The sequence below is a fragment of the Flammeovirga sp. AWQ4_249 genome (genome assembly GCF_056161045.1).
The window spans coordinates 50238-66238 of record NZ_JBSWYJ010000003.1 but is presented as its reverse complement, the minus strand read 5'-3'; the positions used below and the strand labels follow the sequence as shown (position 1 = coordinate 66238).

The following is a 16001-nucleotide window of genomic DNA, read 5'->3' as shown; positions in this document are numbered from 1 at the left end:
TGGTTTATATGCCCTAATAATTAGGCTAGGATGTAGCACCTTTTCTCGTAGATGGTTGCTAGAGGGTCTTTGAGCCTAGTCTCTTACCTCTTCTTTATAAACACTTACGTCTTACTAGATGTAAATGGTATGTGATTTCAAAGTAACTCTAGAATTTACAAAAAAACAAACCCTCATGTCATTAATTATAAGAAATGAGGATTTTTGATGTTTATTTTGAAAATTTTATAATTCTACAATAATTCCAATAGATGGTTGAACTATACCATTGGAAGTTGCGATGTACTTTGGAACATACTTAGATGGGTCATTTGGATCAACCATTGGAGTTCCATCAGGATTTAATTCTGTAGTAAGAATTGGTTGACCTTCTACTGAATATCCATATAAATTTTGAATATCGAAATAGAAATTAATACTCCATTTGTCGAAGTAGTAGTATTTATCAACTCTTAAATCTAGTTGATGTGATGGTCCAAGACGTTCAGTGTTTACTTGAGAGTAATCTTTTATACCTCTTCTTTCTGCATCCCAAACCTCTCTGTCCATAGAAGCATCAACATCATAAGGAGTGTAAGGAGTTCCGCCAGCATAAAGCCATCTTGCTCCAATTTCCCAATTCTTACCAAGCTTCTTTCCACCAGTTAAACTAATGATATTTCTACTGTCCCAAGAAGATGGCGCATATTCATCAGGGTTAGCATTTGTAAATTCAGAATTTACATAGGTATACGAGAATATTCCATAAAAACCATTATAGAATTTTTGTTGCGCCATAAATTCAATACCTCTTGATCTACCCTTAGACGTACTTGTTACTTCTTCACTACCAATTACACCAAAATCGGCACCTAGGTTAGCTAAAGAAATTTGGTTGTTTACTGAGTATGGGTACTGATCGTAAACTTTCTCGAAACCTTCTAAAGTGAATTTTAGGTTTTTCTCTGGAATTTTATATTCAAAACCACCAACCAATTGTTTATTACGAATGTAGGTTAAGTCATTTTCTTTGTTGACAAAATCTTCACCTTCCTTATAACCTAAAGTAGTGTAAGCTGGTAATTGATAATATATACCTGTATTAAAGTTTATGCTCCAACGTGGTGTGAATTGATAAGATGCAGAGAATCTTGGAGAAAATTGATCTGCTAAGTTTTTCATGCTTTCTGAATAATCATTTGCATCAACTCTTGCTCCTAAAGAAAGTGTCAATTTATCTTGAATTAACTTTTTACTTACTGTAGCGAAACCTCCCCACTTATTTAAATTTAAATCCGATCTAAAATTAATAGTCTCTAATTGTCCGGTTGAGTAATCATACAATGTTTGGTCTGTTCTATTATTATACATTGCATATTCATAGTTTACTCCATAACTAAATGTCCATCCTGCATTTGTAAATGTAACGCCTTCTAATCTAAGCTTGTTTTCAGCTTCTTGTGATGTATAATCATATGTTTTTGGTTGAGAAGGATCGTTGTTAGGATATTTATATTGAGCATTATTCAACATGTTTCTAGAAGCTACAAATGTAAATGTTGAATTGTCTCTGAAATGCTCATATTTTGCTCCTATTGTATAATTCCATTGTGATTGCTCTGGAGTATTATTTAAGATATATACGTTTTCTTCATAATCTTCATCAGTTGGATCACCTGGAGAGTCAGCTAATTTAAATTGATCGATAGCACCAAGTCCAATGATTGAAATTTGGTTTCTTTGGTCTATTTTGTATTTATATTTTAATTGGAAATCATTATATGTTGGTAAAAAGGGTAGACCTAAAACACTGAATAATGCCTGTAAATAGGATTGTCTTGCCGATACGATTAGTGATGATTTTTCTGATACCGGTCCTTCAAATGTAATACCAATATCAGATGTGCCAATAATAACATTTGTAGTATGTTCATCAGTTCTACCGTCTTTTTGGGTAAATTCCATCACAGATGATAATGCATTTCCTCTACCAGCTGGAAATGCACCTGAGAAAAATTCAACATCTTTAATGAAATCAACATTTATCATACCTACAGGTCCACCAGAAGCACCTTGAGTAGCAAAGTGATTGATGTTAGGAATTTCTATACCGTCTAAATAAAATCTGTTTTCGTTTGGAGCTCCACCACGTATCAAAATATCATTTCTAAATGAAGCAGTTGATGCAACACCTGGTAAGGATTGTAAAACTCTTGAGATATCTCGATTTGCTCCTGGAGCTCTTTTAACTTCAGTTACCCCAATTCTTTGTACAGATACTGGTGATTCATCAGATTTATAAAAACCATTTGCAATTACTTCAACTTCATTCAATTCTTGAGTAGAAGGTGTTAATCTAAAATCAACAACTGCAGGTCTAGAATTTGAGACCTCTACTTCTCTTGAATCTGGTCCAAAACCAACATAATTAACAACAAGATTATATAAGCCTGGTTTAAGATTTTTGATTTCAAAAGATCCATCCTCCTTAGTAGTAGCTCCTGTAGATGTGCCTTGTATTACAACAGTTGCAAAAGGGACAGGTTCATTATTCGGTAATTCAGTTACAGTACCTTTTATTATACCTTTTTGTGCAAAAATGGATGATGATAATGTAAAAAATATAAAAAGCAAGTATAGGTTTTTCATGATATAATTTGTCTAAGTGTAAACCTTAAACTGTTTAGTCGATGAATTGTTTGATAATATTTTAGGATTTTTTCAATGCAAATGAACTTTAAAAAATAATCTAAAAAAAGTTTTTTAGATAGAAGTAATTAGAATCTATTTACAATTTGAAAAATATGTGTTTTTTTGCTTAGAAATAAAGTATTATCAAATCATAAGAAACATGAATATTGAAGATTTTAGAAATTTCTGTCTATCTAAAAAAGGAGTTACTGAAGAATTTCCTTTTGATGAAAGTACACTTGTGTTCAAGGTTGCGGGTAAGATGTTTGTATTGACAGATGTAGATGTTTTTGAAAGTTTTAATGTAAAGTGTGACCCTGAACTAGCTATTGAATTAAGAGAAAGGTTCAATGGAGTAAAAGAAGGGTATCATATGAATAAAAAACATTGGAATACTGTTACTGTTTTTAGTGATGTGCCAAATGATAAATTATATGAGTTTATCGATCATTCTTATGATTTAGTGTATAAAAAATTACCAAAAAAAATTAAAGAAGAACTTCAAGAAATGGAGTAAAAATGTTCAATAAACTAAAAAACATTACTTTTTTTTATGAAAATCATAATAAATAGCTAAAAAATATTCAAATGTCGTGATTATATAATACTTTTGAATAGCGATTGGAACAAAAGACAAATGAACATGGCTAATAAAAGATTTTTTGTAATTGATTTTGACAGTACTTTCACTAAAGTTGAAGCATTAGATGTGTTAAGTGATATACTTTATGAAGGGACTGACAAAAAAGAAGAAATTGGAAGTAAGATTAAAGAACTTACAGATCAAGCAATGGCTGGTGAGTTGTCTTTTAGAGAAGCTTTAGAACAGCGATTGGCCTTATTAGATGCTACAAAGAAAGATGTGGATCAACTTTCTGATGAATTAAAGAAGCTAGTATCTGAATCCGTAAAAAGAAATAGAGCCTTTTTTAAAGAAGAAAAAGAGAATGTATTAATTGTCTCTTCTGGTTTTAAAGATTTTATCACACCTGTGGTGAAAGATTTCGGTATTAAGGAAGAGAATATTTATGCAAATACTTTCACTTATAATGAAAACAATGAAGTAACTGGTTTTGATGCTTCTAATCCTTTATCTGAACATAAGGGTAAAGTAAAACTGATGGAGGAATTATCACTTGAGGGTGATGTTCTTGTTATCGGTGATGGTTATACAGATTACGAAATCCGTGAAGCTGGATTGGCAAAGACTTTCTACGCTTTTACTGAAAATATAAAAAGAGAAAAGGTACTTGCTAATGCTGATATTGAGGCAAGTAGCTTTGATGAAATACTACATTCTATCAAGCATCCTATGGCAACTTCATTTCCCAAAAGTAAAATCAAAGTATTATTACTAGAAAATATTCATCAAGACGCTAAGAAAAAATTAGAAGACGAAGGTTATCAAGTTGAACTTCTGGGTGGTGCTCTTGATGAAGAAGAGCTTTGTGAAAAAATCAAAGGTGTTCATATTCTTGGTATTCGTTCAAAAACAATGTTAACTCGAAAAGTGGTAGAGGCTGCTGATCGTTTAATGTTAGTGGGAGCGTTTTGTATTGGAACAAATCAAATTGACCTTCAGGCATGTACTGATCATGGTGTGAGTGTATTTAACGCACCTTTTAGTAATACTAGATCTGTGGTTGAGATGGCAATTGGTGAGATTATTTTATTAATGCGTCAAATTCCAAGACGTATGCGTCAGATGGATAGAGGAGAGTGGAGTAAATCAGCCAATGGTAGTTTTGAAGTAAGAGGAAAGAAATTAGGTATTATCGGTTATGGTAATATCGGATCTCAATTATCAATTCTTGCTGAAATGCTAGGAATGGACGTGTACTACTATGATGTGGTTGAAAAACTTGCTTTGGGTAATGCTACAAAACTTTCATCATTAGATGAATTACTTTCTACTTGTGATGTTGTTTCACTTCATGTGGATGGACGAGCAGAAAATAAAGGTTACTTTACGGGTGAACATATTGCTAAAATGAAGAAAGGTGCAATCCTTGTAAACTTAGCGAGAGGTCCTGTAGTAGAGTTAGAAGCATTACAGCAAGCATTACAAAGTGGACATTTATCAGGAGCTGCGATTGATGTATTCCCTGTAGAACCAAAAAATAATAATGATTCTTTCGATGCACCTTTGAAAGATGTGGATAATTTAATTCTAACACCTCATATTGGAGGTAGTACGTTAGAAGCTCAAGAAAATATCGCTGACTTTGTACCAGGTAAAATGATTGAATATGTGAATACAGGTAGTTCATTTAATAGTGTAAACTTCCCTAATGTTCAATTGCCTCGTTTAGAAAATGGACATCGTATGCTTCATATTCATAAAAACGTATCAGGTATCTTAGCACAAATGAACAATGTATTTGCTAAGCACGGGTGTAATATTCTTGGTCAATACCTTAAGACAAATGAGGATATTGGTTATGTAATTACAGATATCGATCAATCGTACCAACCAGAGTTATTAGAAGATTTAAAATCAATTGATAATACAATTAAGTTTAGAGCTTTATATTAATTGATAGTTAGATATGTTAGAATTAGCCCAAAGTTAGATGCTTTGGGCTTTTTTATTTTACGATAATCTTTTTTGTGATACTGTGTTTTTTATGTTTAAGGTTGATAAGGTAAAATCCACGAGGTAGGTTATGTTCAATAATTTTATTATTCGTAAGAGTAATATTTTCTTTCATCATAATTTCCCCTTGTATGTTTATAACTTCAAAAGGGATGTCTTCTAGTAAATTAGCTGAAGAGATAGTAAAATAATTTGTCGAAGGATTAGGATATATATTGATTACAGGTGCCGAAGTTAAAGTAGAGATATTATTTATTTCAATAGGAGTGAAAATTTCTTTCCTCCCATTTAGGTCAACCTCTGACAGTCGGTAATAAACTCTTTTATCTTCATTTTTATCTATATATTGGTAATGCTGTGATACGCTTGAATTCCCTGAAGACTTAATTTCTGCTATTTGCTGCCAATGTTTTTGGTGATATGATTTTTCAAGAATAAAGTAATCTGAATTTTCTTCAATTGCTGTGGACCAACTCAGTGAAACATTATTTGCTATTCTATGTCCTCTAAATTCTATTAATGATACATAAAGATCACTACCACCATTGAGGTACCATGATACATCATTACTTTCATCTGAGACTGAAAATAAATCAATTTTATTATCACCATTCATATCTGCTAATTCTAAAGCAATCATATCGTTTGCTGTATGAATAACCGATGTTGTGAAATTTTCAGAACCATCATTAATATGTTGTTCCAAATTGCCATTGGAATGTGTAGAGATAATATCAAGGTCGTTATCATTGTCTATATCGACTACTTTTACATTGGTTGTTGATGATGAACTATTACTTAATTCGTTCGCAGTGAAAGATTCATTTCCATCATTGCTATACCAAGTGACTTTTGAAGATGAAGCAATAACATCTAAATCACCATCTTCATCTAAGTCTTCAATAACAAAATCTTTAATATATGAAGCAGAGAAACTTATAGTTCTTTGGGTAAAAGTTTGAGAGCCATTATTTTCCCACCATCTTAGGTTATCATTCCAAAACCCTGCAGTTACAATATCTAGGTCATTATCTTCATCAAGGTCAACAGCTTCAATTTCCCAAGCATAGGATTCATAACCTAATAGGTGTCTAGTAAAACTTTCAGAACCATTATTTTCCCACCAACAAAAATAATTTCCTGCTGAAGCTGCAGTCAAAATATCATAGTCATTATCTTTATCAAGGTCGATTATGAATATATCTTTTATTTGCTCCAAATAAATTGCATCTTCAAATAGAGTATCTAATGTAAAAGAGTTAGAACCGTCGTTTTTAAACCAAACAACTTGATCATAATTACCAGCTGCAATTACATCAAGGTCATTGTCCTCATCAAGGTCAATAACAAAAACATCGGTAGCTGTTGTCGGGATTTGACCTAATACAGTATGAGTGAAATTATTTAAACCGTCATTTTTATACCAATACACACTTGATTCATCATCTGCAGCAACAATAATATCTTTATCATTGTCTTTGTCTATGTCTGAAATATAAATGCCATAGGCACCTTCAGCAACATTAAAATGAGATCCATTTCCTTGGAGAATGTTGACTTGATCTAATGAATAAGATGCAATAATTATATCGTTATTTGAGTCGCCATTCATATGATTTGTATCCACTGCGTATACATCATTTATACTTTTTACAATTTCATGTTCTGTAAAGGTTTCATCTTGATTATTTTCAAACCAATAAACATCTCCATAAAATATAGATGTATTCGAACTGACAACAACAATATCAAGATAGTTATCACCGTTGACATCAACTAGCATAGCATCAATTATATCAGTCAAAAAACTATGAATATTTACTTCAGTAAAGTTTTCAGATCCATCATTTTCAAACCATTTTAATTCATCATCATTATTACTTGTTGAAATGATATCTATTTCACTGTCTTTGTTAATATCTCCACAAAATACACTTGTAGCACCATCTGCTCCACTTGATAAAGTTGATTCTGTGAAATTTTCAGATCCATCATTTTTATGTAATCTAATCTTGTCATCGTTAAAACCAGCTGTTACAATATCAATATCACTGTCCTTATCTATATCTATTGCATAGACTGATGTTGCCCCATCAATGGAAGTAGAAATATCATGAGTGGTAAATGAAGTTGCATCTCCATTAGTACCAGTATTTTCAAACCAAGTTAGTTTGTCATCATTAAAGCTAACAGATACAATATCAATGTGAGTGTCACCATCAACATCAATACAATAAACATCTCTAGCTCCATCTGAACTTGTAGAGAGAGTTGTTGATGTGAAATTTTCAGAACCATCATTAGCATGCCAAGCAATTTTATCATCGGTTTCACTCGCTGTAACTATATCAATATCATTATCACCATCCATGTCAATTGCAAAAACAGAATAGATGCCATCTACATTGGTAATAACAGTAGTTGTGTCAAATGTCCCATTTGTATTGAGGTGTAAAAAAACTTTATTATCCAGATAGGAAGCCGAAATGATATCTATGTCAGAATCACCATCAATGTCAATTGTAAAAATATCATGTGCACCATTGATACCATCTATTTTCTTATAATTGATTCTATTTATGTCAAAATTTTCTTGACAAAAACTTGATGTAGTTAAGAATAAAAAAATTATACAAATTAATACCTTCATTTTCAATAGCTGATTTAACATTGAAATGAATTATCAATAAGCTAAGTTTCAAAATATGAATAGAATTCAGTTTTGACATCAAATAATACAAGAAGAGGTTACATAACTTGAGTTATGCAACCTCTTCTTGAATAAATATAAATTATTAATTAGCTACTGGAGCTTCCTCTTTTTTGAAAGAAAATAATGTTGGTTTGATTACAATTCCTAACCAACCCCAGTTATTGAACTTGTTAGGGTCTCCAAATTCATTAGCACTAGTTGAATATGGCATTGAGTCACTTGCAAACATAGCAGACCAACCACCTTGAATTGAGATATAACTATTAAATTTATAATTGGCGTTAATGTCAATTTCACTTCCAAGACTATTACTAATCTCTGCGGTTCCGTCCGACATATCAGCAGCAGAGGCGAAGTAATGATATCTAGCATACAGTTTCCAATTAGTATCTACTTTATAAGTGGCACCTACATAGATATCAGTTAGTCCATATTGTGGATTCCTTCCTCCTACATAAAAATAATCCATGTGTCCATTAAATTTATGGTTTGTACCGAAGTAAGGATTAAAGAAATTAGTTTCATCTCCACCAGCGTCAGTATATGATGTGCCTGATAAAATTTCTCCACCAAGGACTAAACCTAATTTATCAGTTGGATTGAATAGTAAGTCTAACATAATATTATAAGCACTAATATCTTTTTGAGAAGTACCTACACCAGATTTTCCAAATTGATAATATACATTGAAGTTTAATCCAAATTTACCTGGTTTCCACTCACCATGAGCTCCAATAGTTTGTTGGTAAACAGTCTCATAATCGTCAGCTGCAGTACTATTAGCATTCTCCGTTTGCTCTATTCCTAGATTCAAGAATAAGGCAGACAATTTAAAGTTTTCTAAGTCTTTGTGAAACCACAAATACTGCATTGATTTATAACTATTTGCTTTACCATTAGTTGAAGTAGGATTATAATATTCTTGAGGTGTGTAGAATAATCTCTCACCAGAAGTTGCAATTGATAAACCTGCATGAAGTTTAAAGTTTTTTTCATATTTCAAAACTAATGCATCATGACTTCTAGCTTGTTGTGCCCAATCTACAGAACCAAATATTCTGTGGTCATCATAAACTAATTCTTGTCTACCAACTTTTGCAGAAAATGATTTTGAGAAAAATAATTCACCATAAGCTTCATGTATGGTAAGGTTACCATTGTCTTTATTTGAAAAATGGTTTATTTCTCCCCATGTTCTAACATCTTGAATAGAAAAGCCCATTTTAAACTTTTCGTTTTTATCATTAAACAAAAAGCGCAAACGAGATCTTTGGGAAACAAAATCATCTGGCCTGTCAGTAGCTGGATTTATAGGTCTAAGAGCACCAAAGCCGTTTCTATGTTCGTATCGAGGTTTTAATTGAGCGTCGATTGTAAATTCTTGACCAATAACAAAATTACTTATCAGTAGTAAAATCGTTGCAGATATTAGTAATTTTTTTGACATACTAAAAAAAGTTAGATAAATATTGATTGTGTAAAAATATCTTAAATTAATATGTCGTGCAATTTTATATTAAATTGTTTTAGGCAATATAGAATAAAGTTAATTTTGTATGATTTCCATCATATTTAATAGAAAAAAATACTCACTTTTTTAATTCCTAAACTTAAAATTCTTAATTTCTGTATTAATAATAAGACACTAATTTAAAGTTTAACCTTACTGTCTAATGGGGAACAAAAATGAGAAAGAAAATCTTAACCTTTCGAGGAGAGATTTTTTAAAACTAACTGGAGGTACAGTCGCTGTAGGAGGTGCTGCTCTCGGTGGTTGGGGATTAACAGAACTAATCGTAGATGAAGGGCCAGTGGAATCTTGGCATAAATCAGTTTGTAGATATTGCGGAACTGGTTGTGGTGTGATGTTAGGAATGAATAAAGATAAATTAGTTCGTGTAAGGGGAGACCAAGAAGCACATAATAAAGGAGTGATTTGCATTAAGGGTTCAATGCTTGACTCTTTGATGAAAAACCCGAATCGTCTAAAAACTCCAAAAATTAAGAAGAATGGAAAATTAGAGGAGGCAACTTGGGAAGAAGCAATGACATTGATGACTTCTAAATTTAAGGAGTCAATGGAAAAAAATGGTGCTGATAGTGTTGGTTTTTATGGATCAGGTCAGTTACTAATAGAAGAATCATATACAGCAAATAAATTATTCAAAGCAGGTTTTAGTACAAATAATGTAGATGGTAATCCACGACTTTGTATGGCATCTGCTGCAGTGGGTTATACACAAACTTTTGGAAAAGACGAGCCTCCTGGGGCTTATGTAGATATAGATTACGCGGAAACATTCTTTTTGATTGGTTCAAATGCATATGAATGTCACCCTCCATTGTGGGAAAGGATAATGATTCGTAAAAAAGCAAATAAGAATGTTAAAATTATTGTTGTAGATCCAAGGAAAACAAAAACAGCGGAACATGCTGATATGTACCTTCCCGTTTTACCTGGAAAGGATATGCTGTTACTTAACTCTATGTGTTGTGTAATGGCCGAGTTGGACTTGTTGGATAATGACTTTATTGCTAAAAGTGTCAATTTCAGTGATGGGAAAAATAAAATCTCCATTGAAGAATATAAAGAATTCTTAAAAGATTATCGCCCAGAAAAAGTTGCAGATGAATTGGGGATTACTCCAAGAGAAATTCGAGAAGTAGCGTATCAATTTGCTAAATCAAAAGCTACGATGTCGTTATGGACTATGGGAATTAATCAAAGAGTTCAAGGTGTATTTCTTAATAATACTTTAAATTCACTTCATTTAATAACAGGTCAGATATGTCGCCCAGGGGCAACACCATTGTCTTTGACAGGACAATGTAATGCATGTGGAGGTGTTCGTGATACTGGATCTTTAGCTCACTTATTACCTAATGGTCGTTTGGTAGCTAAAGAACAGCATAGACGTGAAATGGAGGAACTTTGGAAAGTACCTGAGGGAACAATTGCTCCTAAACCTGGTAGACATGCTTTAGCGATGTTTGATGGTATGGTAAAAGATGAGGTGAAAGTTGCATTAATTATGTGTTCAAACCCAGCTCAAAGTTTACCTAATAACAGATATTATAGAGAAGGTATGGAAAAAGCCTTTTTGGTGGTCTCAGAAATATTTGAAGATACAGAAACAGCTAAATATGCTGATATCCTTCTTCCTGCAGCTTTATATATTGAAAAAGAGGGTGTATATGGTCAAACGGAAAGGAGATATCAAATTATAGAAAAACTTAGAGATCCAGTTGGTAATGCAAGGTCAGATTTCAATATCCTAGTTGATTTTGCTAATAGAATGGGTAAAGGAGACCTTATATCTTATAAAACACCTAATGAATGTTGGGATGAATATAGAATTGTATCGAAAAGTAGTAAATACGATTTCAGTGGAATCACATATCCACGTTTAAAAGAAGCTAGGGGTATTCAATGGCCTTGTCCTTCAGAAGATCACCCAGGTACAGTTAGAAGATATATTAAAGGAGATCCATTTGCTGATAAACATGTCAATGCAAGTAATCCTGTCTATTTCTATGGTAAGCCTGATGGAAAAGCAGTAGTTTTTGCTCGTCCTTATATTCCTGGTAAGGAGGATGTTTCAGAGGAAAAACCATTATTCTTAACTACAGGTCGAGTTATATCTCAATGGCATACAGGCACAATGACCTATAGAATTCCTGAATTGAAACATTCAGCAGGGCCAGGTAGATTTGTATTCCATCCACAGGATGCAGATTTAAATAATGTGAAGAAAGGAGATCGTATTGAGGTGACAAGTAGTAGAGGTAAAATGGAAGGTATTGTTGATGTATCAGAGCATGAAACTCCAGGAGTAATATTTGGAGCATTTTATGATGCTAAATTCCTTGTAAATAATATTGTTTCTGATGATCATGATCCTGTATCTAAGGAGCCTGATTATAAGGTTACAGCTGTAAGTATAAAAAAGGTATAATTAGTTAACTTCATAAGATCATGGAAATAATATTAGACATATTAGCAATATTCGTTCTTATCGTAGAAGTTGTATTGCTGTACCAATTAAGAGCAAATAGACATGAACTATCTGCAAAGGTAAGATCAATGGTTCTCTTTGGAATTATTGTATTCCCTTTGTTAGCCATATTATTAGGTAATTATCATGTTTTTGTTACTTCAAAAGAGTCAACCTCTTGTCAGAGTTGTCATGTTATGGCACCAATGGCGAATGATATGATGTTCGATTCTCATTCTCAAACATTAGCTGCTCGACATTACAAAAATGGTTGGATTTCAGAGCACGAATGTTATAGTTGTCACGCAGATTATGGTTTTCAAGGAACAATGAAAGCTAAATTGGATGGTTATCGTCACTTGATGCGTTATGTAACGAAAACTTATCATGAACCCATCAGATATAGAGGTGAATTTAATTCAATGAACTGTTATGGATGTCATGAAGGTTCAAGAACTTTTGAAGCAGTGGATGAACATCAGCCAGTTGTTGAAAATCTTACTAGTGATAATCCAACTATTTCATGTTTGAATTGCCATGGGAGAGCACATCCTGAGCCATCTAAAAGAACACCAGGAAGTAAAGAATATAAATGGCTTTCAGATCCTGATGTAAAAGAAGTAGTAAATGCTGAAGAAGTAAAAGATTATATTAAAACACTAACTGCTGCTGCAGAATAAATCAACTAGATCATGAGAAAAGTTTTTATTGAAAGTATGTTAGTGATTGTAGGTTTGGCAATCTCTATTCCATATATCATGTTTCCAAACCCATACTTAATGTTTTTATTTGTATTTGTTGCACAACCATGTATTGGTGTAGCGGTAGCAATTGCATTATGGGAAGTATACAAAGATTTAACACATAAAGATTTATTATAAGTCTTTAATTCTTTAAATAATTTAGCCCTGTATTCATTTTTAGAGTACAGGGCTATTTATTTTTATTAAATTGCAGTTCATTACACCTTAATTACTGAATAGTGTTAATCGATAAATTTCAAAGACAAATAAAATACTTAAGATTAGCTGTGACTGATCGATGCAATCTTAGATGTACATATTGTATGCCTGAACATATGAAATTTGTTCAGAAAGATAAATTATTGTCTTTTGAAGAAATGTTGAGAGTAGTACGTATTCTTGCTGAAAATGGTGTGGAAAAAGTGCGTATTACTGGAGGTGAGCCATTTGTAAGAAATGGGCTGATCAATTTTCTGACACAGTTAGTCAGTATTAAAGGAATAAAGAAAGTTGCGATTACGACAAATGGCGTATTATTAGAAGAATATCTTCCAAGATTACATCAATTAGGGATAAAAGATATTAATCTAAGTTTAGATGCTACAACTGAGGAGCAGTTTCATAAAATTACACGGCGAAATGATTTTTCTAAAGTGAAAAGTTCACTCATTAAAATGATGGAAATGAATTTTAATGTGAAAGTGAATATGGTTGTAATGGCAGGGAAGAATACTGATGAAATCCTTCCTATGGCAAAATTTGCTGAAAGATATCCAATTCATGTAAGATATATTGAAGAGATGCCCTTTAATGGAAAAGGAGAGGGGGTAGAAACAAATTGGAACTATTTAGTGATTGAAAAAGAATTAAGATCTAGATATTCTGATTTGACAGAAAATCAAAATGCTTCTACTTCAAAGGTATATAACTCTATCCAATTAAAAGGTTCATTAGGAATAATACCTGCTTTTTCAAGAACTTTCTGTGGGTCTTGTGATCGATTAAGATTAACCTCTTTAGGAGAAATAAGAAATTGCTTATACTCTCAGAAAGGACTGAAAATAAAAGAATTACTTCAAAATGAAGTGTCAGATGAATTAATCATAAATGAGATCCAAAAGCATTTGGATACCAAGAAACTGTCAGGATTTGAAGAAGAAAAATTAAATAATAATGATCTTGAATCGATGTCAATGATTGGAGGTTAAAAAAAAGAGGTAGCTTTAAAAACTAACTCTTTTTTTTCATTACAGTAAATCATTTCCGACTTGTGTAATTTTTAGCATTTTCAAGCCTTTCAAACGTGCATTTGGATTAGGTCTTTCATCAAATGGATCTTCACCTAAAGAAAAACGTTGGCAAGTTCCTGCCGTTACATCTACTCTATAACCTTCTAAACCTGTAAACCAAGCACCTTCAACAGGAGGGTTTTCACTGTCAGCTTCTACAGCATATACAAAATATCTTCCTTCAGGTAAATCAGCAGTAAATACATCGATATCTGAAGACATTCCACAAGTTGGGTTAGTTGCATATTGTCTTAAAGTACCTGTGATAACCTCGTCATCATTGCTATCAGTGATAGTGATAGTGATAAATTGTTTTGAAAAACCTACTGTCGTATCAGCAAAAAAAGTCAAGTTACCGGTCTCTACTTCTTCTTCACTAGTACAAGAGATGATATAAAATGGAATAGTGAGTAAGAGTAAGAGTTTAGAAATAAATTTTAACATAATGAATTATAGTAATTTTTTAAATTTGCAATTATTAGATGATTACTTGTAAATGCTACTTAAAAAGATGAATTATTTTAGATTTAAAGTAGTTGTAAAAATAGTAATCGTTCATTACACTGACAATTAAAGTATCAAATCAGACAAAAAAATGACTGACAACGCCAAATATTTTGACGAGATCGTTCAATCAAGAAGATCAGTACGTATATATGACCAAGATGTAGATTTTGATCATAATGCAGTACAAAGAAGCTTAGAAAGAGCAACCTTGTCTCCTAATAGTTCTAACATGCAAATGTGGGAATTCTACAGAATCACTTCTGAAGAACTTAAAAAAGAAGTTGCTGAAAATTGTATGAGACAAAAGGCGGCTACTACCGCAAGAGAACTAGTGTTGTTTGTTGTACGTCCAAAGTTATGGAAAGAAAGAGCGTCTTTTAACCTTGATGAAATGAAGTCTTCTTTAAAAGAAGATATGGATCCAAAGGATAGGAAAAAGGCCTTAAGTTACTATGAGAAGCTTATTCCAATGCTGTATAACAACGATCACCTTGGAAGTGTAAAAAGTGTTTTCAAAAAAGCTTATGCATGGTATCTAGGTACTAAAAGACCAATGGTTCGTCAAGTAACAAAAACAGATGTGAGAATTACTTTACATAAGAGTGTGTCACTTGCGGCGATGACTTTTATGTATAGTATGAAAGCTGAAGGATATGATACTTGTCCAATGGAAGGTTTTGACAGTAAAAGAATCAAAAAATTATTAGATCTACCTCAAGATGCTGAGATCAGTATGATCATTGGTTGTGGACCTGCTGGAGAAGGAGGTATCTATAACAAAAGAACAAGAGTAGCCAACAAAGAAGTTATCTTCGAAAGATAAATTTTTGTTCATAATACGAAGTATATAGAACTATCTGTATGAACTGATTAAAAGATTGAGATTAAACATTTTGTTTGTTTGTCTAAATTTTTAATCAAAAATACAGATAGTTCTTTTTTTATTCAGCAATTACTTCTTCAGGAGTCATGCCTAAATATTTTACCTTGAGATTGCAACTTTTATGTGCAGGATGGAACAAAGTTTTAAGATTTAATGTTCTTTCTTCGTTATTTAGTAAGATTCTAAATAAGGCTTGCTCTTTAGGGTCATCATCCATAACCCATAGATATTTATAGTCTTTAAGGTTGATTGGTTGGTCATCAACAGTGTTGATATAAGGTACTTCAGAGATAGTAACCTCTTTATTATAAAAGTCCCAAGCAATAAGATGTGGATTCTCTAAAGATTGATCTATTACCTTGATAAAGTGCAAATTGTGTACTTTAACAACGTCTTTTCTATGGTTTATTTGTTCCCAAATAGCAGATATTTCAGTATTATTCACGGCTTTAAAAAATTGTTATTCTTACTTTGTTTTTATTTTATAACGTTGCAATATACAATTTATGATATAACTGTTATTCTAAATAATTTGTTAATGCACAAAAAGATATTCATTGTTATTCAGTATTTTTTGAAAAAGTAATGAAAATCACTTGTGAATT

At 32.2% G+C, this 16001-nt stretch carries 12 protein-coding genes and 1 riboswitch; of the genes, 7 read left to right on the top strand and 5 right to left on the bottom strand.

Annotated elements, in window-relative coordinates; all coding sequences use genetic code 11:
• Position 1: 1 nt before the first annotated feature.
• A riboswitch (SAM riboswitch) is annotated at positions 2 to 103 on the bottom strand.
• Positions 104 to 225: 122 nt separating this feature from the next.
• A complete protein-coding gene (locus ACXAHM_RS03875; RefSeq protein ID WP_474959090.1) occupies positions 226 to 2628 on the bottom strand; it encodes a TonB-dependent receptor in 2403 nt (800 codons plus the stop codon).
• Between the two features lie 202 nt (positions 2629 to 2830).
• Here ACXAHM_RS03875 and ACXAHM_RS03870 point away from each other — a divergent pair, with 202 nt between their 5' ends.
• On the top strand, positions 2831 to 3187 hold the full coding sequence (locus ACXAHM_RS03870; RefSeq protein ID WP_474959089.1) for an MmcQ/YjbR family DNA-binding protein: 357 nt from the start codon (positions 2831 to 2833) through the stop codon (positions 3185 to 3187).
• Between the two features lie 126 nt (positions 3188 to 3313).
• A complete protein-coding gene (gene serA, locus ACXAHM_RS03865; RefSeq protein ID WP_474959088.1) occupies positions 3314 to 5206 on the top strand; it encodes a phosphoglycerate dehydrogenase in 1893 nt (630 codons plus the stop codon).
• 52 nt (positions 5207 to 5258) lie between these two features.
• On the opposite strand, the gene ACXAHM_RS03860 is transcribed toward serA, so the two are convergent.
• Both ACXAHM_RS03860 and ACXAHM_RS03855 read right to left on the bottom strand, forming a co-directional pair.
• Positions 5259 to 7916, bottom strand: a complete 2658-nt coding sequence (locus ACXAHM_RS03860) for a T9SS type A sorting domain-containing protein (protein ID WP_474959087.1) — start codon at positions 7914 to 7916, stop codon at positions 5259 to 5261.
• A gap of 145 nt (positions 7917 to 8061) precedes the next feature.
• Positions 8062 to 9426, bottom strand: coding sequence for an alginate export family protein (locus tag ACXAHM_RS03855; protein ID WP_474959086.1), 1365 nt, complete (start codon positions 9424 to 9426; stop codon positions 8062 to 8064).
• Between the two features lie 226 nt (positions 9427 to 9652).
• Between ACXAHM_RS03855 and ACXAHM_RS03850 the strand changes: the two genes are divergently transcribed.
• From ACXAHM_RS03850 to moaA, 4 genes are all read left to right on the top strand, one after another.
• Positions 9653 to 11935 (top strand): molybdopterin oxidoreductase family protein, encoded by a 2283-nt coding sequence (locus tag ACXAHM_RS03850; RefSeq protein ID WP_474959085.1) that lies wholly within the window; start codon positions 9653 to 9655, stop codon positions 11933 to 11935.
• Between the two features lie 20 nt (positions 11936 to 11955).
• Entirely contained in the window at positions 11956 to 12654 is a 699-nt protein-coding gene (locus ACXAHM_RS03845) for a hypothetical protein (protein WP_474959084.1), read from the top strand.
• A gap of 12 nt (positions 12655 to 12666) precedes the next feature.
• Positions 12667 to 12855, top strand: coding sequence for a hypothetical protein (locus ACXAHM_RS03840; protein ID WP_474959083.1), 189 nt, complete (start codon positions 12667 to 12669; stop codon positions 12853 to 12855).
• 101 nt (positions 12856 to 12956) lie between these two features.
• A complete protein-coding gene (gene moaA / locus ACXAHM_RS03835; protein ID WP_474959082.1) occupies positions 12957 to 13925 on the top strand; it encodes a GTP 3',8-cyclase MoaA in 969 nt (322 codons plus the stop codon).
• 39 nt (positions 13926 to 13964) lie between these two features.
• Here moaA and ACXAHM_RS03830 read toward each other — a convergent pair whose 3' ends face one another.
• Positions 13965 to 14450: a hypothetical protein gene (locus tag ACXAHM_RS03830; RefSeq protein WP_474959081.1), complete on the bottom strand. Its 486-nt coding sequence runs from the start codon at positions 14448 to 14450 to the stop codon at positions 13965 to 13967.
• Positions 14451 to 14601: 151 nt separating this feature from the next.
• On the opposite strand from ACXAHM_RS03830, the gene ACXAHM_RS03825 reads away from it, so the two are divergent.
• Entirely contained in the window at positions 14602 to 15336 is a 735-nt protein-coding gene (locus ACXAHM_RS03825; RefSeq protein WP_474959080.1) for a nitroreductase family protein, read from the top strand.
• Positions 15337 to 15454: 118 nt separating this feature from the next.
• Here ACXAHM_RS03825 and ACXAHM_RS03820 read toward each other — a convergent pair whose 3' ends face one another.
• Positions 15455 to 15841 (bottom strand): hypothetical protein, encoded by a 387-nt coding sequence (locus ACXAHM_RS03820; protein WP_474959079.1) that lies wholly within the window; start codon positions 15839 to 15841, stop codon positions 15455 to 15457.
• Positions 15842 to 16001: the final 160 nt, after the last annotated feature.